The sequence below is a fragment of the Roseomonas indoligenes genome (assembly GCF_017813365.1).
Taxonomy (GTDB): Bacteria; Pseudomonadota; Alphaproteobacteria; order Acetobacterales; family Acetobacteraceae; genus Roseomonas; species Roseomonas indoligenes.
The window spans coordinates 132,931-153,030 of record NZ_JAGIZA010000004.1; the positions used below are offsets into that span (position 1 = coordinate 132,931).

Consider the following 20,100-nt stretch of genomic DNA (forward strand, 5'->3'; position numbering starts at 1 on the left):
GGCGTGGGCATCGGGCCCACGGCCGGAACCGGCCTCCGAAGGGGACTACAATGGGTACCAAATACCGCATCGACCGCCGCCGCCTCCTGGCGGGCGGCTCCGCCCTGGTCCTCGTGCCGGGGGCGAGGGTCTCCGCCCAGACGCTCGACAAGGTGGTCTTCCAGACGGACTGGCGCGCGCAGGCCGAGCACGGCGGCTACTACCAGGCCGTCGCCGGTGGCATCTACCGGAAGTACGGGATCGAATGCGACCTGCGCCAGGGCGGGCCGCAGCAGAACCCGGCGCAGATGCTCGTGGGCGGGCGCGCGGACATGATCATGTCCAACCCCTTCCAGGCGCTGAACTACGCGCGGGACGGGATGCCCTTCCTCTGCATCGCCGCGATCTTCCAGAAGGACCCGGTGATCCTCATGACGCATGAGGAGGCGGGGATCGACAGCTTCGAGAAGATGCGCGGCAAGCCGATCAGCCTCAGCGCTGCCGGCCGCGTGACGCACTGGCCTTTCCTGCGAAGCCGCTTCGGCTTCGACGACGCGCAGATCCGCCCGAAGACCGCGGGGCTGCAGGGCTACATGGCGAACAGGGAGGCGATCTGGCAGGGCTTCGTCTCCTCCGAGCCCTTCTCCGCCATGCAGGCGGGCGCGCATCCGCGCGTCCATCTCCTCGCCGATGCGGGCTACGAGGCCTACAACACCACGATCGACATCTCCGCGAAGATGGTCGCCGAGCGGCGGGACCTGGTGCAGCGCTTCATCGACGCGACGGTGGAGGGTTGGACCGAATACATGAAGGGCACCGACGTCGCGGCCGCCAACGCCCTTATCAAACAGCACAACCCGGAGATGCCGGACGACCTCCTCGCCTACGGGCTGCGCGCCATGAACGAGCGCGGCATCGTCCGCTCCAACGAGGCGCTGACGCTCGGTGTGGGCGCCATGACGCACGAGCGCTGGGACCGCTTCTACGGGATCATGCGGGAGACCGGCGTGTATCCTGCCGGGCTCGACCCGCGGCGCGGCTACTCCCTGGATTTCGTGAACCGGCGGGTCGGGCTGGGCTGAAGCATCGCCTTCCCGGCACGGGAAACCCACCCCCGTTTCCCCGAGTTGGGGGCAGGGGAGAGGGGTGCCGTGATGCTGTGGCGCTGGGCGTTGCTGTCGGGGGCCTACCTGCTCATGGCGGGGTCCGTGCAGGGGGCGGAGGTCGCGGCCGCCGTGATCGGTGGCGGGGCGGCCGCGGCATTCTCCATGGCGCTCCGCCGCTGCGCGCCGGACCCTTTCTCCTTCGGCGCCGTTCGCTGGCGCGCTTTCGCATCGCTGCCGGGCACGCTGGTCAGGGAAACGGCCACCGTTGCGGCGGTCCTTCTCCGTGCACTGTTTCGCGCTGAAGGCGAACGCGGATCGGTCGCTGAACAGCCTTTCGAGCACGGGCCAGACTCGCCGGAGGAAGCGGCCCGGCGTGCATTCTCCGTGCTCGGTCTTTCGCTGGCCCCGAACAGCTACGTCCTCGACGAGCCGGTTCCGGGCGCCCTAGCACTGCATCGCCTCTCGCCCCAGCCGCCTGTGCCCGACCGGCGATGGCCGCTGTGACGGGGATCTGGCTGGCGGCGGCCCTTGCTCTCCTCCCGCCCTTCGCGCTCGCCGCCATGCTCGCGATGCGCGGGGAGGTTGCCGGGCGGCTGGTGGCGGCGCAGCTCGCCTCCTCCCTCGCCGTGCCCGTGCTCTTCGCCATGAGCTACGCCTTCGACCAGCCCTCCATGGCGGACCTGCCGCTGACCCTTGTCCTGCTCACCCTGCCCGGCACGCTGCTGATGGCCATCTTTCTGGAGCGGTGGCTATGACCGCATGGATCGTGGCCGCGCTGCTCGCGGTGATGGCGCTCGCCGCTTGGCTCGGCGTAGCGGGGGCGGCCCGCCTGCGGGGGCCGCTGGCACGGCTGCATGCCGTGGCCTTCGTGAACATCGCTTGCGGCGCACCGCTCGCCGCCGCCGCGCTGGTAACGGACGGCATCTCCGGCCGCTCCGTCAAGGTCGTCTCGGCGGTGCTGCTGAGCTGGCTGGTGGGGGCCGCCACCGCCCATGCTACCGGCCGCGCCCTGGTGAAGAGGGAGGATGCACGATGACGGCGCTGCTCGCCGGGCTGCTCCTCCTTGTCGCCGCGACCGGCACGGGGGTCGTGCTGTCGCGCCGCCCAGAGCGGCAGGTGATGGCGATGGCAGCCAACGGGCTGGCCCTCGCCCTTCTCTTCGCCGCGCTGCAAGCGCCGGACGTGGCCTTCTCCCAGCTCGTGGTGGGCACGGCGGCGGTGCCGCTACTCTTCCTCGCCGTGCTGGCGAGCATTCGGTTGCACCGGCCCGAGGAGAGGCCTGGGGATAGGCCGGAGAAGGGGGCATGAGCCGGCGCGCGCGCGGCATCCTCGCCGCCATCGCGGCCCTGGCGCTCGCGCCCGGTGCTCTGGCGGTGGTCCGGGCCATGCCACCCCTCGGCGACCACCCGCTGCCCTATGGCGACGCCGTGAACCGCGTTGCGCCGGCGGAGCGGGCTGTCTCCAACATGGTCACCGCCGTGAACTTCGACCTGCGCGGCTTCGATACCCTGGGCGAGGAGGTGATGCTGCTCGCCGCCGTTGTGGGCGCGGTGGTGGTGCTGCGCGGGGCCCGCGGAGAGGGGGTAGGGGACCGCCCGGCCCGCTGCGGCAGCCGCCCGATCCCGCCACGCTCGGACGCTGTGGTGCTGCTCTGCCGGATGACGGCGCCGCTGACGCTCATCTATGGCCTTTATGTTGTGCTGCACGCGGCGCTCACGCCCGGCGGCGGCTTCCAGGGCGGCGCCATCATCGGCTCCGGCCTGGTGCTCGTCTGGCTGGGGGAGGGATACAATGCCTGGCGGCGCATGGTGCCGGGTGTCGTGCTCCACGCGCTCGAAGGTGGCGGCGCGGGCCTCTACGCCCTGGCGGGCTTCGGCGCGATGCTCACCGGCGCCGCCTATCTGGCCAACATGCTGCCGCTCGGCGATTGGGGCTCGATCCTGTCCGGGGGCATGATCCCCGTGGTGAACTTCGGCGTCGGTCTCGCCGTGTCGGGCGCCTTCGGGATGCTCTTCCTCGAATTCCTGGAGGAGACGCGCGAGCCGGAGAAGGGGGAGGAGCAGTGAGCGCGCTGCCCTGGTCGGTCGCCCTCTGGCTCTTCGCGATCGGTTTCTACGGGATGATCACCAGCCGGCACTACGTTCACCTCATCGGCTGCCTCAGCGTCATGCAGTCCGGCACCTATGTTCTGCTGCTGTCAGCGGGGTTCCGCTGGGGCGCGGGCCCGCCGGTCTTCGCCGACCATCCACCGGGCACGCCCGCCGTGGACCCGGTGGTCCAGGCGCTGGTGCTGACCGACATCGTGGTCGGCGCCGCCGTCACCGCCCTGCTGCTGGCGCTCGCCCTGCAACTGCACAAGCGCCGGGGCACGCTGGATCCCGAGGAGCTGAGGCCGATGCGGCGATGATCTCCTCGCTCCCACCCCTGGCCGCGGCCGGGCCGATCCTTGTCGCCGCCACCCTGCTCGCGCTCGGGCGCCACCTGCCCGGGCGCGTGCCGGATGTCATCGCGATCGTCGCGGCGCTGGCCGTCGCGGCGCTCGGCGCGCTGATGGCGTTTCGTGCCGGGGATGGCGTACTGCTGCACTGGTTCGGCGGCTGGTCGCCACGGGAAGGGATGCCGATCGGCATCGCCTTCCAGGCCGATGTCGCGGGCTCCGTGATGGTGGCGCTGGTCGGAATCCTCTTCGTCGCATCTTTCGTCTTCGCCTGGGGCTTCTTCGAGGAGGTGGGCGTGCAGTTCCATGTCCTCATGCTCGTCTTCATGGCGGCCATGTGCGGCTTCTGCCTGACGCGGGACCTGTTCAACCTCTTCGTGTGGTTCGAGGTGATGAGCGTCGCCGCCTTCGCGCTCACCGCTTACCGGCTGGAGGCATCGGCGCTGGAGGGGGCGCTGAACTTCACCGTCACCAACTCGCTCGGCTCCATGATGATGCTTGCGGGGATCGGGCTGCTCTATGCAAGGCTTGGCCGGCTCGACATGCTCGCGCTGGGTGAGGAAGCCGCGAAGGCGGCGGGCGATCCCGTGATCCCCGGCGCATTCTGCCTGCTGGCGGCGGCCCTGCTGATCAAGGGCGCGACCGTGCCCTTCCATCTCTGGCTGGCCGATGCCCACGCCGTCGCGCCCTCGCCCGTTTCCATGGTCTTCTCCGGCGGCATGGTCGCGATGGGCGTCTTCGGCCTGGCGCGCCTGACCTGGACGGTCTTCGCCCCGGTGGAGGCTGTGACGGAGGCGCTGCACGCCGTGGTGCTCTGGCTGGGCGCCGCGACCTCCGTGCTGGGCGGGATGCTCTGCCTCGGGCAAAGGCACGTGAAGCGGATGCTCGCCTTTTCCACCATCTCCCACACGGGCATCCTGCTGATGGGGGTGGCGCTTCTCTCGGCGGACGGGCTGGCCGGGACGCTGACCTACCTCGTCGGCCACGGGCTGGTGAAGGCGGCGCTCTTTGCCCTGGCGGGCGTTCTGATGGCCCGGCTGGGCGGCATTGACGAGATCGGCCTGCGCGGCCGCGGGCGAGAGATCTGGCCCGCGAGGATCGCCTTCGCCGCTGGCGGTCTGCTGCTGGCCGGCCTGCCGGTCGGGTTGATGGAGGAGGGTGCGACGCTGCTCGACGCCGCGGCGGGGGCAGAATCCTTTCGCTGGGTGATCCTCGCCGTGCCTATCGGCGCGGGGCTGACGGGCGCCGCTGTCCTGCGCGCCGCCGGACGGATCTTCCTCGGCTGGGGGAAGGTGGACGGCGAGGAGGAAGGCGCGCCGAGCGAGCAGGAAGCCGAGAAGGCGAACCGCCCGCTGCCGCTGATGCTGGCGCCCGTGGCAGTTCTGCTGCTGCTGGCCTCGGCGGTGCCGGGCCACCTTGCCGAGGAGGCCGCGCAGCACGCCGCGTCGGCGATGATGCAGCCGGGCATCGTACCTGCCCCGGTATCTCCGGGCGAGGTGCCGGAACGGCTACCGCTGGGATGGATGAGCCTCTCCCTCGCCCTCCTCGTCGCGGGTTGGCACCTCGGGCGCCACCACCTGCCGGCGATCCTCTCGAACGGCGTGCAGGCGCTGACCGCGCCGGTCTTCGCGGGTCTGGAACGCCTGCACAGCGGGGTGACCGGGGATGAGCTGGTCTGGATCCTCGCCGGGCTCGCGCTGCTTTCGCTGGGACTCTGGCTGGCCTGACCCCTACCAGGGCAGGTCCACCCAGGAGAGGTGGCCGCCCTTGCCGGCCCCCGTATCCATGAACACCGCCGCGCCACCGCCGGCGCCGACCTGCATGTAGGGCCGGCCATCCGCGCTGCGCAGCTCGTGCCCGCAATAGATGGTGAAGCCCTGGGGGATACGGTCCACCCAATCGTGCAGGCGCTCCGGGTAGCCATCGTCCCGCATCCGGCTGGTCACCTGGCCGAAGAGAGCGCGGGGAACCAGCCCCTCCGGCTTGCGCGCGCCCGCATCCGGCGGCGGCGGCGCGTGCAGCATGCGCGGATGGAACCCGCCATGGACAAAGAGGCGCTGGTCGATCCGCAGCCAGGCCGGCGCCCGGCCGATCTCCTCCACCGCGCGGCGGCGAAGGCTCTCCGCATCACCGGCGGCGCCGATCTGCTCCAGCGTCCGACCGAGGCCGTTCGCCTCGATGCGGAGGGAGGCGCCCTCCAGCGCGCGGCGCAGCTTGTGGTCGTGGTTGCCGAGCATGAACAGGCCGCGGCCCTCCGCGCGCAGCGCGAAGGCGCGGCGCAGCACAGCCGCCCCGTCGGACCCGCCATCCGTCAGGTCGCCGAGCTGGATCACGAAGAGCCGCTCCGCCGCGGCGCCCTCCACGGCGGCCTGGAAGGCCTCGGCGTCGCCATGGACGTCGCCGACCACGCGAATTCCCTCGAAGCGGCCGCGCAGGTCCCTCAAGCCCCGCCCTCCGCCCGTGTCGGATGGCGGATCACGCCACCGCCTCCGGGCGCCGGCGCATCGGGGCCATGGGCACGCTGAACAGCCGGTCCGGCCCCAGCAGGAAGACCCGCCCTCCGCGCGGGAACAGCCCGCCCAGCGCCGGGTCCCGCACGTCCAGCCCGCCCGTATAGGCGCCGAAGGCCGGCAGGATCACCCGACGGGCGTCGGTGGCGAAGCAGGGGCGGGAAATCCCGCCGGCGCGCGTCGCCAGCGTGGCCTTGGGGTGGAAATGGCCGCTCATTTCGCCGAGGGCGCGCGGATCGGCCTCGTGCCGGAAGGTGAGGGGGCCATCCACCAGCGCGTCCACGGCGATCCCGGGCAGGCCGCGCGGCGCCACGGGGTCGTGATTGCCGAGCACCCAGACCACCTCCTCCACCGATGCGAGGATCCGCTGCAGGGCGGCGCAATCGGCCGGCGCCATGCGGTCGCACCCCATCGGATCGTGGAAGCTGTCCCCCAGCAGGACGAGGCGCGCCGGCCCGTAGCGCCGCAGAACGAGGGTAAGCTTCGCCAGCGTCTCCCGCGTGTCGTAGGGCGGCACGAAGCGGCCGCGCGCGGCGAAGTGGCTGCCCTTCTCCAGGTGCAGGTCGGAGACGACGAGCGTGCGCCGTGCCGGCCAGGAGACAACGCCCGCGGGGTCGAGCATCAGCCGCTCGCCCGCCAAGTGAAGCGGGGCGGGGGTCACGAGGCCAGGCCCTTGGCGCTGCGGACGAAGCGGCGCGGCGGCGGGCGGCGCTTCCTGTCCTGTCGTCGGGGGCGGTCCACCACGCCTGAACGCACGCGGACGCCCTCCGTCACCTCCGCAAGAACGTCGGCGAAGTGTTCGGCGCCGTCCGTCGCCTCCTCCACCAGCGCGGCGGCCTCGGCCAGCAACGCGTCCTCCGCGCCGCCCGCCACCCATTCGCGCCCCTCCTCGATCAGGGCGGGGACGGCGAGGGGCGAGACGCGGTCCAGGCGGCGGACGCGGATATGGCCCTGCACGCGCGCCAGCAGGGTGGCGATGCGGGACACGTCGGTCAGGCCGTGCGCCGCCTCGGCCCGGGTGGCGCGCAACAGGATGTGGTCGGGCTCGTGCTTCCGCAGCACGTCGTAGATCAGGTCGGAATTCATCGTCATCTGTCGGCCGGACTTCTCCTGCCCGGGGTGGTTCTTCTCGATCAGCCCGGCGATCGTCGCGATGTTGCGGAAGGTGCGGCGGAGCATGGAACTTTCCGCGATCCACTCCTCCAGCTCCTCCCCCAGGATGTCCTCCTCGAAGAGGCGCTCGGGGTCCGTGGGCTCGAAGGCGGACCAGGTGGCCAGCACGTAATCCGTGCCGAGATAGCCCATGGGTGCGAAGCCCAGCCGATCCATCCGCTTGGTGACGAGCATCCCCAGCGTCTGGTGCGCCAGCCGTCCTTCGAAGCAGTAGGCGACCATGAACCAGCGCCCGCCCTTGGGGAAAACCTCGATCAGCATCCCATCCCGCTGCGGCATCTCCGACCGGCGCTGCTGCAGGCGCAGCCAGTCCCGCACGGGATCCGGCAGGGCGCGCCAGCGGCGCGGGTCCGCGAGGATGGAGCGGACGCGGAAGGAGAGGTTGGTGGAGAGCGGCAGCCTTGCCCCGGCATAGGTGGGCACGCGCGGATCGCCCTCTCCGCCGCGGGAGACGACCATGGTGAGCGCGTCGATGCCCTCGTAGCGAAGGGTCTGGCCGGCGAAGATGAAGCTGTTCCCCGGCTCCAGCGTGGAGGCGAACCATTCCTCGACCTCGCCGAGCACCGGGCCGCCGCGCAGCCGCACCTTGATCATCGGCGTGTCGACGATCGTGCCGAGATTCATCCGGGCCTGCCGCGCCACGCGGAGGTCGCGCACATGGACCAGCCCCTCGGAATCCGTGAAGAGGCGGCGGAAGCGTTCATAGGCGCGCAGGGCGTAGCCGCCATCCTCCACGAAGCGCAGCACGTCGTCGAAGTCGCGCCGGGAGAGGGTGGCATAGGCCCCGGCCCGCGTGACCTCGGCGTAGAGGTCGTCCGGCCTGAACGGCGACTGGCAGGCCATGGCAAGGATGTGCTGCGCCAACACGTCCAGCCCGCCGGGGCGGGGTGGATCGCCGTCCAGCTCATGGGCGCGCACCGCCTCGCTCGCGGCGACGCACTCGATCACCTCGAAGCGGTTCGCCGGCACCAGCACGGCCTTTGAGGGCTCGTCCATCCGGTGGTTGGCGCGGCCGATGCGCTGGAGCAGGCGGGAGACGCCCTTGGGCGCCCCGACATGGATCATCTGGTCCACCGCGCCCCAGTCGATGCCCAGGTCGAGAGAGGCGGTGGCCACCACGGCGCGCAGCTTCCCCGCCGCCATGGCGGCCTCCACCTTCCGGCGCTGCGTGATCTCCAGCGAGCCGTGGTGCAGGGCGATGGGCAGGTTTTCTTCGTTGATCTTCCAGAGCGCGGCGAAGATGAGCTCCGACTGGGCCCGGGTATTGACGAAAACGATCGTTACCCCCGCCTCCGCGATGCGGGCCAGCACGCCGGGCGCGGAGGCGATGCCCATGTGCCCGCCCCAGGGCAGGTGCCCCTCCGGTAGCATCAGGCTCATATCCGGATCCGCCCCGCCGCGGCCGACCACCAGCCGCACGTCTTCCGCCAGGGCAGTGGGGGAGAGCCAGGCGCGCAGGGCCTCGGGATGGGCGACGGTCGCCGACAGGCCGACCCGGCGTAGGCCGGGTGCCAGCACGTCCAGCCGGGCCATGCAGAGGGAGAGCTGGTCCCCCCGCTTGGTTCCGGCCATCGCATGGGCCTCGTCCACCACGATGCTCCGCAGGCCCGCAAAGAGTTCCGGCGCCTCCGGGTTCGCGAGCAGGACGGCGAGGCTCTCCGGCGTGGTCAGGAGGATCTGCGGCGGGGTCTCCCGCTGTCGGGCGCGGCGGTTCTGGGGGGTGTCGCCCGTGCGGGTCTCGATCCGGATGGGCAGGTCCATCTCGCTCACCGGGTCCATCAGGTTGCGGGCGATGTCCACCGCCAGCGCCTTGAGCGGGGAGACGTAGAGGGTGTGCAGCCCCTCTCTCGGCGCCGCGTGCAGCTCCAGGAGGCTGGGCAGGAAGCCCGCAAGCGTCTTACCGCCACCCGTCGGGGCGATCAGCAGGGCACTTTCCCCTGCGCGCGCGGACTTCCAGAGAGCCAGCTGATGAGGTCGCGGGGTCCAGCCGCGCGCGGCGAACCAGCCCGCGAAGGGTTCCGGCAATGTTCCCATGGGCCCCCGGTATATGGCATGGATTTGACGCGGTGCGAGAGCCGCCCCGCAAGACATTGAGTCGGAACCTTCCGAATGGCCGAACTGAGCCCGTTTCTGCCCCTGATCCTGGCCGGTCTGGCGCTGCTGGTCGCGGTGGCGCTGCTATTCCGGCGGAACGGGTCCGGCAGTGGGGAAGCCCTGGCCGTGCTCTCCTCCAAGCTGGATTCGCTGGGGGCGGCGCAGGAGCGCGGGGCGGCGGGGGCCGCCGAGCGCGCCGCAGCCGCCGAGCGCCTGATGGGCGACCGGCTGGCCGAAGCGCGGCTGGCGACGGAGGCGGCGCTGGCCGCCCAGCGGGAGCGGCTCGGCACGACGGAGCAGGTCCTGGCCGACCGCCTCTCCGAGGCGACGCGGGCGATGGCCGATGCCCTGGCGGCCCAGGGCCTGGCAGTCGCCAATTCCAGCGCCGCCCAGAACGAGCGCCTGGCCGCGCAGGAGAAGGTGCTGGCGGAGCGCCTCGCCGCCTCCTCGCTCGCCCTGACGGAGACGTTGGCGAACGCCCTTGCCGCGCAGAACGAACGGCTGGCCGCTCAGGAGAAGGCCCTGGCGGACCGGCTGGCCGCGTCGCAGGAGGCCCTCGGTGCGGCCGTGGCAGCCCAGAACGAGCGGCTCGGCCGGGTCCTGAACGAGAATGCGGTGAAGGCTGAGGAAACGGCCGGCAAGATCCATGAGCGGCTGGCGGTGATCGACGCCGCCCGTGCGAACATGGAGGCGCTGGGGGCCCAGGTGGGCAGCCTGGCGCAGATCCTCGGCAACAAGCAGTCCCGCGGCGCCTTCGGCGAGGTTCAGCTGCGCCAGATCGTGGAGGACCGCCTGCCGCCGGACGGCTTTTCCTGGCAGCACACCCTGGCTAACCGGACGCGCTGCGACGTGCTGATCCGGCTGCCCCATCCGCCCGGCCCCATCGCCGTCGACAGCAAGTTCCCGCTGGAAGCCTGGCTCGCCGCGCGCGACGCCGGGGATGACGGCGCCCGGATCGCGGCCACCAAACGCTTCGCGGCGGATGTGACGCGCCACGTGGACGACATCGCCGGCAAGTACATCTGCCCCGGGGAGACGGCGGAGGGCGCGCTGCTCTTCGTGCCGTCCGAGGCGATCTACGCCGACCTGCACGCCGCCCACGCCCCGGTGGTGGACCGGGCCGCACGGATGGGGGTCTACATCGTCTCCCCCAGCACCATGTGGGCGGTGCTCGGCACCATGCGCGCCCTGATGCAGGACGTGCGGATCCGGGCGGAGGCCGGGCAGATCAAGGCGCAGGTGGCGGAGCTGGTGAAGGATGTCGGCCGGCTCGACGACCGCGTGACGAAGCTGCGGAAGCACTTCGTGGACATCCAGACCGACGTGCAGCAGATCGAGATCACCACCGGCAAGATCGCCCGCCGCGGCGTGGCGATCGAGGCGGTTGAACTGAGCGATACCCCCGTCCTCTCCTCCTCCGGCGGGCTTCTGGCGCCGGCGGCGGACTGAACGGGAGAAGGGCGCGGCTCAGGCGGGCGCGGCACCCCGCAAGGCGGCCGCCATCTCGGCCGGCGTGGGCACCCCGGCGACCCGGACCAGGTGCCCCATCCCGATTTCCCGCGGCGACTGCAGGCCAAGGAAGGCGACGTTGCGGTTCACCTCGGAGGAGAGCAGCTCGATCCCGTGCCGCACCCCGGCCTCCCCGCCCACCGCGGCGGCGTAGAGGAAGGGCCGGCCGACGAAGACGAAGTCCGCCCCCATGGCCAGCGCCTTCAGAACGTCCGTGCCCCGGCGGACGCCGCCATCCATCATCACGGTCATCCCACCTGCCGACGCCTTCACCTCCGGGAGGGCGCGGAAGGCGGAGATGGCGCCATCCAGCTGCCGCCCGCCGTGGTTGGAAACGACCACGCCATCGGCGCCTTCCTCCGCCGCACGGCGGGCGTCATGGCCGGTCAGAATGCCCTTCACGACTAGCCGGCCCTTCCACTGGCGCCGGATCTGGGCGAAGTGCGACCAGTTCAGATGGTCACGGGCGCCGAAGTCGCGCTCGACATGCCGCGCAATGATGGGCGCGCCGCGCGTGGCGTAGGAGTTCTCGAAATGCGGCATCCCGTGGTGCCGCAGCGTGCGGAACAGCGTGTTCCAGAGCCAGTGCGGCCGGATGGCGCCGTCCCAGGCCAGCCGCAGCCCGGGCTTCAGCGGCGTGGAAAAGCCGGTGCGGACGTTGTTCTCCCGGTTGCCGAGGGTGGTCGTGTCCACTGTCAGCAGCAGCGTTCCGAAGCCGGCCTTTGCCACCCGGTCCACCAGCGCCTCGATCCGCGCGGGCTCCCCGGGCAGGTAGGCCTGGAACCAGGCGCGGGGATACTCCTGCGCGACCTCCTCCATCCGGATGAGGGAGGATCCGCTCATGATCATCGGAAGCCCCGCCTCACGCGCCGCGCGCGCGAGCACGAGATCGCCGCGATAGGCCATGATCGCGCTGATCCCCATGGGCGCGATGCCGAACGGCGCTTTGAACTCCTCGCCGAAGAGGGTGGTTTTCATGCTGCGGCGGGACACGTCGATCAGGTAGTTCGGCTTGAAGGCCCATTCCCCGAACACCGTGCGGTTGTCCGTGCGGGAGGCGTTGGTCTCCACCGCGCCGGCAATATAGCCGAAGAGCGGCCGCGGCAGACGCCGACGCGCCGCATCCTCGAAGTCGTCCAGCGCCAGGATCGGCCGCAGCGCGCGCGGCGTGTTCTTCGAGACGGTGCGGTAGACGCTCTGGGCCGGAGGGGGGACGGGAGCCGCGGGTTGGGTGGGGGTGCCGTCGGCCATGCCGTTCTCCTCCGGTCGTGCGGGATCGCTTTCCGGCATTATCGGGGAGAGGAGGGGAACGGGGTAGTCGCCGGCAGTCGATTTGCCGTGCCGACGCCTCGCTGGAGGAAGCCCGCATCGCTGGGAGAGCCGGGCCCCGGATCTATGAGCGACAGAATTCGACTGGCTACTTCCTGACGGGACAATCGGTCGGCCGGGCCGATGCTGGGCAATTCGAGGAAGCAGCCCTGGAGGTTCCACTACTCTCGAACGGCGCACTGGACGGCAACGAGATGTATGGTCCCTTTGCCTACACCAGTTCCCTGGGCCGAGAGAGATCGACGTTTGCCTTCGGCTCGCCGCTGGATTTAACGATCACCAAGGTATCCTTCATGGCTCACATGTTAGCCGGGCGAATCCATGCATTCACGACCATTTGAGGGTGCCACGTCCGGTCAGAAAGCAGCCCTGCAAAACTGATTTTTTCCGATCACGTTCGGAAAATTACCCTGCTCCATTCCAGTTCGGACATTGAAATCGGTCCAGCGAGCCTTGAGGGATGAACCTCCATCAACTTCGATTATAGGAGCCCCAATAAGGCGTTTCCTCCTCCTCGGGCGGCGTGTCAGGACTTCTTACAACCAGCCGTAAAGCGCTCATAAAAATACCGCATCTATCTGATTTTCCTGATGTTTTATAGGTGGCACGGGCATTGCTGTAAGAGCGATGGCAGCATCCCGCTGCAGGCGAACGAGGAAGCTACTATGGCAAGCAAGATGATGACGTTGGCGATCGGTGCCTTCGCGCTCCTGGGGACGGCTGTGTCGGCGAACGCCGCGCTGATTTCGGCGAACAGCTCGCTCAGCTTCACGGGCGTTGCGAACTGCACGGCAAGCGCCTGCACCATCGTGGATTCTAACATTTCCCCGCTCAGCAACAGCACCCTGAACGTTGCCACGGGTTCTTACTCGACGGTTGGCTTCCAGAACGGGCAGGGCGCGAACCTTAACAGCTTCACCTACAACCCCTTCTCTGCCTTCGTTCCCTACACGGCGTTCTCGGGCATCAATTCCGATCTCGGCGCGCTGAACCGGAGCGCCTCTTTCCAGGCGACCGGGCTGGTGAGTGCCGAGCGCACGGCTGTCGGCGCCCTCTTCATCACGAACATCGTCTTCTCCGGCATCGCGCGCCTCGAAGGCTTTGACCCGACGCCGGGCCTCTACGCTTTCACCGCGAACCAGTTCGGCCAGTTCTCCGGCACCTTCTCGTCGACGAGCACCATCACGCCGGTCCCCGAGCCCGCCTCCATGGCCCTGCTCGGCGCCGGTCTGCTGGGTCTCGGCTTCGTGCGGCGCCGTGGCGCCAAGAAGTCTGCCAACACGATGGCCGCCTGAGACCTTGGCCCTGCATGCTGCAAAGCCAAGCGGGGCCTAGCCTCAACTGCTACCGTGTCTGAAACTTAGGTGACGGATGTGGCCCAGTCGGTTCCGCCGGCTGGGCGAGTTTAGCCGCTCTAGGTCAGTCAGGGCTGGCCTGCCCTCTCTAAGTGGCAGGCCTTCCCGGGCCGGGCGAGCGCAAAGCTTCTCCACTCGTGTAAAGTGTCGACGCTTTTCGAGCCTCAATGCTCTGCGTCATAGTTGGTGGGGCGTGAATACGGCGGTAGCGGTCGAAGCAGACGGGATGGGGAGTGTCTCCGACCGATCCCTCGCAATCCGCACAACCCGTGAAGCGGTTATCCAGCCGGTCGTAGCTCCCTCGCCGAGAGGTCGCCCGACTCTCCCAGCCAGCTTGACGCCGCCCCCGACCTCTCTGCCCGTTCTAATACCCGATCGACGAACAAGCCCGCGCTGCCGAGATAGCTCGACGGATCGGTGATGCGGGTGATCTCCTCGGCCGACAGCTCCTTCAAGACACTCTCGTCGCGGGAGAGGGCCTGGGCCAGCGGGATCCGCTCTGCCAGGGCGAGGTCGCAGGCGTGATGCACGGCATCATGGGCGGCGCCACGGCCGAGCTTCGGGGCCAGCCCCATCATCACCGCCTCCGCCATGATCGCCCCACCGGTGGCATCGAGGTTCCGGCGCATGCGGGCGGCGTCCACCGTCATGCCCGCCGCGATCTGCCGCGCCTGATCCAGCGCGCCGTGTGTCAGAAGCAGCGCCTGCGGGATCGCCAGCGGCTCGGCCTGCCAGGGACCCGTCCCGCGCTCATGGTCCAGCGCCATGGCCGACATCACCTGCGGCACCAGCGCGTGTACGCCGCGGGCCTGGGCCAGCACGTACTCGCAGGCGATGGGATTGCGCTTCTGCGGCATGGTGGAGGAACCGCCGCGGCCCGCCTCGTGCGGCTCGAACACCTCGGCCACCTCGGTCTGCATCAGCAACATCACGTCTGTCGCCGTTTTTGACAGGGCGCCGCAGAGGATGCCGCACCAACACACGGCCTCCGTCACCGTGTCCCGCGCGACGTGCCAGGGGATCTCCGGCACGGCGAGGTCCAGTTCCCGCGCCAGCGCCTCCGCCACCGCCGGCCCCTGCTCCCCGAGCGAGGCTAGGGTGCCCACGGCGCCGCCGAACTGCACCCGCAGCAGGCGCGGCAGAAGGGCGTCCAGCGTCTCCCGCGCGTTGATCAGCGGGGCCAGCCAGACGGCACATTTGTAGCCGAAGGTGACGGGGAGGGCGTGCTGCAGGTGGGTGCGACCGGCCATCACGGTATCCCGGTGTTCCCGCGCCCGCGCGGCCAGCGCCGCGATCGTGGCCTCCAAGTCTTGCCGGATCAGGGCGAAGGCGTCGCGCAGGGCCAAAACGAGCGCCGTATCAAGGATGTCCTGCGTGGTGGCGCCCCAATGCGTCCAGCGCGCCGCTTCTTCGCCCGCCAGCGCGCCGAGCTGTTTCACCAGCCCCACCACGGGATAGCCCGTGTTGCGCGTCGCGGCCGCCAGCTTCGGCAGGTCCAGCCGGTCGGCGCGCGCGGCCTCTGTGATGGCCCGCGCGGCCTCCTCCGGCACGATGCCGAGCCCGGCCTGGGCGCGGGCCAGCGCCGCCTCCACGTCCAGCATCCGCTGGAGCAGCGCCGCCTCGCCCACCGTCGCCCGCATGGTGTCCGTGCCGTAGAGGACGCCCCAGACCGTCGCGTCCGCCGGATTGACGCTCATGCTAGACGGCCATCCAGACGGTCTCGCCCTCGCCCTGCAGGCGGAGGTCCAGCGTCCACTCGCCGGGACGGGCGGGCTTCGCGAGGAGGGTGCCGCGCCGCGCCTCCGGCACGGCCTTCAGCACGGGATCGGCCGCGTTCAGTGCCTCGCCCTCGAAATAAAGGCGGGTGGAAAGGTGCTGCAGGAGCCCGCGCGCGAAGACGGCCAGGGCGATGTGCGGCGCCTGCATTGCGTTGCCCTGGGAATGTGGGCCCACCGGCACCGGGCCGGGCTTCAACGTGACGAAGCGGAAGCGCCCGCCCTTGTCCGTCGCGCAGCGGCCATAGCCCTGGAAGGCCGTGGGGTCGCCGTTCTGGTCGGGGTAGCGGCCGGCGGGATCGGCGTGCCAGATCTCCACCATCGCGTCCGTGACGAGGTCGCCGTTCCCGTCCCGCAGCGTGCCGCTGACGGTGATGCGCTCCGCGCCATCGGGCAGGGCGTCCGCGAAGTGGCGCGTGGTGTCCGCCCATTCCGGGAAGTCCACCAGGTGCCAGTAGGGGCCCGCGGTCTGATGTGCGGAAGCGATCGTCGCCTCGGAGGGGGCCAGCTCTGGCGTGGCGCTGGAGGCGGTTCCCTCAGTCATGGTGGTTCTCCTCCATCGGGGTCGCCTCGCGCCCGCGCAGCACGATATCGAATCGGTAGCCTAGGGCGTGCTCGGGCCGGGTGATGTCGAGGTCGAAGCGGGAGACCAGCCGGTTGCGCGCCGCCTCATCCGAGACGGTGTTGAAGATCGGGTCCAGCGGCAGCAGCGGGTCGCCCGGGAAGTACATCTGGGTGATCATGCGCTGCGCGAACCCCTGGCCGAAGAGGGAGTAGTGGATGTGGTTCGGCCGCCATGCGTTGTGGTGGTTGCGCCAGGGATAGGCACCCGGCCTTATGGTGAGATAGCGGTACCAGCCGTCCTCGTCCGTGAAGACGCGGCCCATGCCCCGGAAGTTCGGGTCCAGCGGGGCGTCGTGCTGGTCGCCCTCGTGGTTGTAGCGGCCGGCGGCATTGGCCTGCCACACCTCCACCATGGCGTGGCGCACGGGGCGGCCATCCTCGTCCGTCAGCCGGCCGGCGACGATGATGCGCTCGCCCATGGCATGGCCGGCGCCGTTCTCGAGAACCGTCAGGTCGGCCACCTCCGGGTAGCGCGCCGGGGTGAAGATCGGGCTGCTCGTCTCCGTCAGCGTGTGCGGCAATTCCAGCAGCGGCTGCTGCGGGTGGCGCGCGCGCGTGCTGCCATAGGCCGGGGAGTTCAGCGGCGGCTGGTGCGCCTCGTTCGGGCGGCGATAGCCGTGGACGACCTCGCTCATGACGTCTTCTCCATTTCCGCCAGGATGGTTTTGGCGATCTTCAGCGCGTGGTTTGCGACCGGCACGCCGGCATAGGCGCCGACCTGCAGCAGGACTTCCGCGATCTCCTCCGGCGTCACGCCGGTGTTGCGCGTTGCCCGCACATGCAGGCCGAACTCCCCTTCCCGCGCCAGGGCGGCGGTGACGGCGAGGGTGAGGAGGGAGCGGGTGTGGCGCGGCAGGCCCGGGCGGGTCCAGATCTGCCCCCAGACGTTGCGGGTGATGTAGTTCTGGAAGGGGGCATCCAGCGGCGTGACGGCCGCCTGCGCGCGGGCGACATGCTCCTCTCCCAGCACCGCCTTGCGCACGGCGAGCCCGGCGTCCAGGGGATCGTCGGCGGGAACCGGCGCGAGATGAGCCTGCAAGGCCGCCGTCACCTCGTCCGCAGCCTCGAAGGTCGGGATATGCGCCCGGCCGGGCAGCACGGTCAGGCTGCTGCCGGGAATGGCGTCACGGATCGCTTCGGCGGCGGAAACGGGGGAGGCCTGGTCCAGCTCCCCCACCACAACCGTCGCGGGACCACGGAGCCGGCCGAGGAGGGGTTCCGCCCGCGCGTCCCGCAGCGCCTCCGCGCCGCCGATATAGCCCTCGGACGGCGTGGCCAGCAGCATGGAGAGAAGCGCGCGGGAGGAGGGCAGGGCGGGGTCCACCACCCAGCGCGCCATCACCCCATCCGCCACCGAGGCCACGCCGCCCGCGCGTACCGCATCGATGCGGGTCTGCCAGTTGGAGGCCGGGGCGAATTCCAGCGCCGTATCCAGGAGAAACAGGGAGAGCACGCGCTCGGGTCGGGTCGCCGCCATTTCCATGGCGATGCGCCCGCCGATCGAGATCCCAGCCAGATGCGCGGCGCGGACGCCCAGCGCGTCCAGCACCGCAAAGGCATCTTCCGCCAGGGAGGCCATGCTGCCCTCGGCGGCCGCGGCGCCAGGATCGTTGGAGGTCAAACCATGCCCGCGTTGGTCGAAGCGGATGACGCGGTGCGTCCGGGCCATGGCCTCCGCCTGGGGATCCCAGACATGCAGGCCGGTGCCGAGGCTGTGGAGCATCAGAAGGGGCGGGGCGCCCGGCGGGCCCTCGACCCGCACATGCACCGCCATGCCGCGTAGCGCGATGAACATCCGGCCGTCCTTCTCCCCGGCCTTCCCCGCATGAGAGGTTCGCTGCAGGGAAACGCCGGCCCGAGGCCTAGCACGGCGTTCCCCGGGAGGAAAAGCGGGAGCTCAGACCCCGGCCACGGTGACCTGCCCGGAATCCTGCCCGCGCATGGCCCAGCCCGTGGTGCGGTTCTCGATCGCGACAGCCACGACGTACATGATGACGCCCATCACGCCCGTGATGATGAGGCCGGCGAAGACCAGCGGCACGTCGAAGCGGGAGGAGGCGAGCATCATTAGGTGCCCGATTCCTTTATTGGCCGCGACCGTCTCCGCGATGATGGAGCCGACGAAGGCAACGGTGATGGCAATCTTCAGCGAGGCGAAGAAGTAGGGCATGGCCCGCGGCAGGCCGACCTTGCGGATGATGTCCGTGGGCCGGGCGCCCAGCGCCCGCAGCACGTCCCGCAGCTCCGGCTCGACCGTCGCAATTCCCGTCGCCACGTTCACCACGATGGGAAAGAAGGAGATGAGGAAGGCGGTGATCACGGCCGGGACCGTGCCGATGCCGAACCAGATCACGAGGATCGGCACCACCGCCACCTTCGGTACGGAGTTGAAGGCGATCAGCAGCGGGTAAAGCCCGTGATAGAGCAGGCTGGAGGAGCCGATCGCCACGCCAAGAAGCAGGCCGAAGACGATGGCGAAGGCAAAGCCGATCAGCGTCGTCATCAGCGTCTGCCAGGAGTTGTCCAGCAGCGGCAGCCACCACTTCCACATGCTGGCGGCGATGGCGGAGGGCGCGGGCAGGATGAACTGCGGGATCTGGAAGGCTTGGCAGACCACCTCCCACACCACGAAGGTGCCGACGATGATGATCCAGGGCAGGGCGGTCTGCAGGCGTCGGCGGCGTCGCGCCGCGGCGGCCATCGCCTCCACCCGGAGCTGGGCGGCGGTCGGGGCCGAGGTCTTGGGGGAGGCGTCAAGCGGCATGGGGTGCCTCCTGCACGGGGGAGGCGGACACCTCCGCGCCGCGCCGCGCGGCGCTGATGTGCTCGCGCAACTCGTGGACCAGCGCCTGGAAGGGTTGGGTATAGGTGATGTCGAGGCTGCGCGGCCGCTCGAAGGGCACGGTGCGCTCGGCGATAATCCGGCCCGGGCGGGCGGACATGATCAGCACGCGATCCGCCAGGAACACCGCCTCCTTGAGGTCGTGGGTGACCAGGATGACGGTGGGCTTCAGGATGCGGCAGACCTCCGCCATCTGCTCCCACAGCTCCTCGCGCGTGAAGACGTCCAGGGCACCGAAGGGCTCGTCCAGCATCAGCAGCTGCGGATCGTGGATCAGCGCGCGGCAGAGGCTGGCGCGCTGCTGCATGCCGCCAGAGAGCTGGTGCGGCGTCTTCTCCTCGAAGCCCGCCAGGCCGACCAGGGCCAGCAGCTTGCGCGCCTTCTCCTCGTACATGGACCGCTCGCCACGAAGGCGGCGGCGATGCGGCTCCACCACCTCCAGCGGCAGCATCACGTTCTGCAGGATGGTGCGCCAGGGCAGCATCGTCGGTGCCTGGAAGGCCATGCCCGCGATGGAGAGCGGACCGGCGACTTCCTTCCCCGCCACGATCACGCTGCCCGCCGAGCAGGGCCAGAGCCCCGTGACCAGCCGCATCAGCGTCGATTTTCCGCAGCCGGACGGACCGACCACCGCGACGAACTCTCCTTTTGCAATCCGCATGGAGGTGTGCCGCAGGGCCAGCGTGCCCTCCGCGCCGCCATAGCGCATGGAGACGTCGTCGATCTCCACGAAGGACCTTTCGAACCCGGTCATCCCCGTTACACTCTCCCAGCCAGCCCCGCCTGGGGCCTGTCAGCCGTCCATTGCCGGCATCCCGGGCGAGTTCCTTGCAAGCCGCGCGCCAGCGGCACGGGGCAGGGCCCCTGGCGCGAGCCCGCCGCGGCGCCTATCTGCCCCGACCATACAAACCTGAGGATGCGCCATGACGGTCGAGGATATCTCCCCCGAGGACAGCTACGAGGCGCTGCGGACCGATCCCGATACGATGCTCGTGGACGTCCGGACGGACGCCGAATGGAACTTCGTGGGAATTCCCGACCTTTCCGCCACCGGCAAGCAGCCCGTCCTCATTCCCTGGCAGCTCTACCCGTCGATGCAGGTCAACGGTGCCTTCGTGGAGCAGCTCCGCCGCGCGGGCGCGACGCCACTGACGAAGCTACACTTCCTCTGCCGTTCGGGCGCCCGTTCCCTCGCCGCCGCCCAGGCCGCTCAGGCATCGGGCTTCCCGAACGCCTACAATGTGGCCGACGGGTTCGAGGGACCGGTGGACGGCGATGGCCACCGCGGAAGGGTTGCGGGCTGGAAGGCGAGCGAGCTGCCCTGGCGGCAGCGCTGAGGTACCCGGTGGGCGGGACGGCCCTGCCGC

The 20,100-nt window shown here is 70.2% G+C and carries 20 protein-coding genes and 1 pseudogene; 11 read left to right on the forward strand and 10 right to left on the reverse strand.

All coding sequences use genetic code 11. The features are described from left to right. The first annotated feature begins 50 nt into the window (after nt 1-50). The 8 genes from J5Y10_RS07920 (at nt 51) to J5Y10_RS07955 (ending at nt 5,249) form a co-directional block, all read left to right on the forward strand. Nucleotides 51-1,061: an ABC transporter substrate-binding protein gene (locus J5Y10_RS07920; protein WP_209372463.1), complete on the forward strand. Its 1,011-nt coding sequence runs from the start codon at nt 51-53 to the stop codon at nt 1,059-1,061. Nucleotides 1,062-1,130: 69 nt separating this feature from the next. Then, complete coding sequence (locus tag J5Y10_RS07925; protein WP_209372464.1) at nt 1,131-1,589, forward strand: hypothetical protein; 459 nt, start codon at nt 1,131-1,133, stop codon at nt 1,587-1,589. Next, nucleotides 1,577-1,840 carry a hypothetical protein gene (locus J5Y10_RS07930; RefSeq protein ID WP_209372466.1) on the forward strand — a complete coding sequence of 88 codons (264 nt, stop codon included), beginning with the start codon at nt 1,577-1,579 and terminating at the stop codon, nt 1,838-1,840. The genes J5Y10_RS07925 and J5Y10_RS07930 overlap by 13 nt, the downstream gene beginning before the upstream one ends. Further along, nucleotides 1,837-2,121: a cation:proton antiporter gene (locus tag J5Y10_RS07935; RefSeq protein WP_209372468.1), complete on the forward strand. Its 285-nt coding sequence runs from the start codon at nt 1,837-1,839 to the stop codon at nt 2,119-2,121. The genes J5Y10_RS07930 and J5Y10_RS07935 overlap by 4 nt, the downstream gene beginning before the upstream one ends. Then, nucleotides 2,118-2,393, forward strand: coding sequence for a hydrogenase subunit MbhD domain-containing protein (locus J5Y10_RS07940; protein ID WP_209372470.1), 276 nt, complete (start codon nt 2,118-2,120; stop codon nt 2,391-2,393). The genes J5Y10_RS07935 and J5Y10_RS07940 overlap by 4 nt, the downstream gene beginning before the upstream one ends. Then, nucleotides 2,390-3,151 (forward strand): MnhB domain-containing protein, encoded by a 762-nt coding sequence (locus J5Y10_RS07945; protein WP_209372472.1) that lies wholly within the window; start codon nt 2,390-2,392, stop codon nt 3,149-3,151. The genes J5Y10_RS07940 and J5Y10_RS07945 overlap by 4 nt, the downstream gene beginning before the upstream one ends. Further along, nucleotides 3,148-3,492: a sodium:proton antiporter gene (locus J5Y10_RS07950; protein WP_209372474.1), complete on the forward strand. Its 345-nt coding sequence runs from the start codon at nt 3,148-3,150 to the stop codon at nt 3,490-3,492. Before J5Y10_RS07945 ends, J5Y10_RS07950 begins: the two co-directional genes overlap by 4 nt. Then, nucleotides 3,489-5,249: a complex I subunit 5 family protein gene (locus J5Y10_RS07955; RefSeq protein ID WP_209372476.1), complete on the forward strand. Its 1,761-nt coding sequence runs from the start codon at nt 3,489-3,491 to the stop codon at nt 5,247-5,249. Before J5Y10_RS07950 ends, J5Y10_RS07955 begins: the two co-directional genes overlap by 4 nt. Before the next feature lie 3 nt (nt 5,250-5,252). Here the strand turns inward: J5Y10_RS07955 and J5Y10_RS07960 are convergent, their stop codons facing one another. From J5Y10_RS07960 to J5Y10_RS07970, 3 genes are read right to left on the reverse strand one after another with little or no spacing between them, the layout of a single operon-like run. Continuing rightward, on the reverse strand, nt 5,253-5,966 hold the full coding sequence (locus J5Y10_RS07960; RefSeq protein ID WP_209372478.1) for a metallophosphoesterase: 714 nt from the start codon (nt 5,964-5,966) through the stop codon (nt 5,253-5,255). Nucleotides 5,967-5,997: 31 nt separating this feature from the next. Next, a complete protein-coding gene (pdeM, locus tag J5Y10_RS07965) occupies nt 5,998-6,693 on the reverse strand; it encodes a ligase-associated DNA damage response endonuclease PdeM (RefSeq protein WP_209372480.1) in 696 nt (231 codons plus the stop codon). Beyond that, on the reverse strand, nt 6,690-9,239 hold the full coding sequence (locus J5Y10_RS07970) for a ligase-associated DNA damage response DEXH box helicase (protein WP_209372482.1): 2,550 nt from the start codon (nt 9,237-9,239) through the stop codon (nt 6,690-6,692). Before J5Y10_RS07970 ends, pdeM begins: the two co-directional genes overlap by 4 nt. Nucleotides 9,240-9,314: 75 nt before the next feature. Between J5Y10_RS07970 and J5Y10_RS07975 the strand changes: the two genes are divergently transcribed. After that, nucleotides 9,315-10,748: a DNA recombination protein RmuC gene (locus J5Y10_RS07975; RefSeq protein ID WP_245214442.1), complete on the forward strand. Its 1,434-nt coding sequence runs from the start codon at nt 9,315-9,317 to the stop codon at nt 10,746-10,748. Between the two features lie 18 nt (nt 10,749-10,766). Here the strand turns inward: J5Y10_RS07975 and J5Y10_RS07980 are convergent, their stop codons facing one another. After that, nucleotides 10,767-12,059, reverse strand: a complete 1,293-nt coding sequence (locus J5Y10_RS07980; protein ID WP_245214443.1) for an alpha-hydroxy acid oxidase — start codon at nt 12,057-12,059, stop codon at nt 10,767-10,769. Between the two features lie 1,265 nt (nt 12,060-13,324). On the opposite strand from J5Y10_RS07980, the pseudogene J5Y10_RS28880 reads away from it, so the two are divergent. Next, nucleotides 13,325-13,432, forward strand: a pseudogene (locus tag J5Y10_RS28880) (PEP-CTERM sorting domain-containing protein); the annotation flags it as partial. A 338-nt stretch (nt 13,433-13,770) separates the two neighbouring features. Here the strand turns inward: J5Y10_RS28880 and pcaB are convergent. The 6 genes from pcaB to J5Y10_RS08015 form a co-directional block, all read right to left on the reverse strand. After that, a complete protein-coding gene (pcaB, locus tag J5Y10_RS07990; protein ID WP_209372488.1) occupies nt 13,771-15,189 on the reverse strand; it encodes a 3-carboxy-cis,cis-muconate cycloisomerase in 1,419 nt (472 codons plus the stop codon). A gap of 1 nt (nt 15,190) precedes the next feature. Further along, nucleotides 15,191-15,811, reverse strand: a complete 621-nt coding sequence (pcaG, locus tag J5Y10_RS07995; RefSeq protein ID WP_209372490.1) for a protocatechuate 3,4-dioxygenase subunit alpha — start codon at nt 15,809-15,811, stop codon at nt 15,191-15,193. Beyond that, nucleotides 15,804-16,526 carry a protocatechuate 3,4-dioxygenase subunit beta gene (pcaH, locus tag J5Y10_RS08000; protein ID WP_209372492.1) on the reverse strand — a complete coding sequence of 241 codons (723 nt, stop codon included), beginning with the start codon at nt 16,524-16,526 and terminating at the stop codon, nt 15,804-15,806. Before pcaH ends, pcaG begins: the two co-directional genes overlap by 8 nt. Further along, nucleotides 16,523-17,686 (reverse strand): bifunctional 3-oxoadipate enol-lactonase/4-carboxymuconolactone decarboxylase PcaDC, encoded by a 1,164-nt coding sequence (pcaDC, locus tag J5Y10_RS08005; protein ID WP_209372494.1) that lies wholly within the window; start codon nt 17,684-17,686, stop codon nt 16,523-16,525. The genes pcaH and pcaDC overlap by 4 nt, the downstream gene beginning before the upstream one ends. Before the next feature lie 102 nt (nt 17,687-17,788). Next, complete coding sequence (locus J5Y10_RS08010; RefSeq protein ID WP_209372496.1) at nt 17,789-18,655, reverse strand: ABC transporter permease; 867 nt, start codon at nt 18,653-18,655, stop codon at nt 17,789-17,791. Further along, nucleotides 18,645-19,487: an ABC transporter ATP-binding protein gene (locus J5Y10_RS08015; RefSeq protein ID WP_209372498.1), complete on the reverse strand. Its 843-nt coding sequence runs from the start codon at nt 19,485-19,487 to the stop codon at nt 18,645-18,647. The genes J5Y10_RS08010 and J5Y10_RS08015 overlap by 11 nt, the downstream gene beginning before the upstream one ends. 169 nt (nt 19,488-19,656) lie before the next feature. Here J5Y10_RS08015 and J5Y10_RS08020 point away from each other — a divergent pair, with 169 nt between their 5' ends. Next, on the forward strand, nt 19,657-20,070 hold the full coding sequence (locus tag J5Y10_RS08020) for a rhodanese-like domain-containing protein (RefSeq protein WP_209372500.1): 414 nt from the start codon (nt 19,657-19,659) through the stop codon (nt 20,068-20,070). Nucleotides 20,071-20,100 lie beyond the last annotated feature (30 nt).

Coding starts and splice junctions, on each gene's coding strand:
- J5Y10_RS07955 (WP_209372476.1), top strand. CDS start 3,489: ATGATCTCCTCGCTCCCACCCCTGGCCGCGGCCGGGCCGATCCTTGTC.
- pcaB (WP_209372488.1), bottom strand. CDS start 15,189: ATGAGCGTCAATCCGGCGGACGCGACGGTCTGGGGCGTCCTCTACGGC.
- pcaG (WP_209372490.1), bottom strand. CDS start 15,811: ATGACTGAGGGAACCGCCTCCAGCGCCACGCCAGAGCTGGCCCCCTCC.
- pcaH (WP_209372492.1), bottom strand. CDS start 16,526: ATGAGCGAGGTCGTCCACGGCTATCGCCGCCCGAACGAGGCGCACCAG.
- J5Y10_RS08010 (WP_209372496.1), bottom strand. CDS start 18,655: ATGCCGCTTGACGCCTCCCCCAAGACCTCGGCCCCGACCGCCGCCCAG.
- J5Y10_RS07970 (WP_209372482.1), bottom strand. CDS start 9,239: ATGGGAACATTGCCGGAACCCTTCGCGGGCTGGTTCGCCGCGCGCGGC.
- J5Y10_RS08020 (WP_209372500.1), top strand. CDS start 19,657: ATGACGGTCGAGGATATCTCCCCCGAGGACAGCTACGAGGCGCTGCGG.
- J5Y10_RS07980 (WP_245214443.1), bottom strand. CDS start 12,059: ATGGCCGACGGCACCCCCACCCAACCCGCGGCTCCCGTCCCCCCTCCG.
- J5Y10_RS07920 (WP_209372463.1), top strand. CDS start 51: ATGGGTACCAAATACCGCATCGACCGCCGCCGCCTCCTGGCGGGCGGC.
- J5Y10_RS08015 (WP_209372498.1), bottom strand. CDS start 19,487: ATGACCGGGTTCGAAAGGTCCTTCGTGGAGATCGACGACGTCTCCATG.
- J5Y10_RS07940 (WP_209372470.1), top strand. CDS start 2,118: ATGACGGCGCTGCTCGCCGGGCTGCTCCTCCTTGTCGCCGCGACCGGC.
- pcaDC (WP_209372494.1), bottom strand. CDS start 17,686: ATGTTCATCGCGCTACGCGGCATGGCGGTGCATGTGCGGGTCGAGGGC.
- J5Y10_RS07930 (WP_209372466.1), top strand. CDS start 1,577: ATGGCCGCTGTGACGGGGATCTGGCTGGCGGCGGCCCTTGCTCTCCTC.
- J5Y10_RS07945 (WP_209372472.1), top strand. CDS start 2,390: ATGAGCCGGCGCGCGCGCGGCATCCTCGCCGCCATCGCGGCCCTGGCG.
- J5Y10_RS07975 (WP_245214442.1), top strand. CDS start 9,315: ATGGCCGAACTGAGCCCGTTTCTGCCCCTGATCCTGGCCGGTCTGGCG.
- J5Y10_RS07935 (WP_209372468.1), top strand. CDS start 1,837: ATGACCGCATGGATCGTGGCCGCGCTGCTCGCGGTGATGGCGCTCGCC.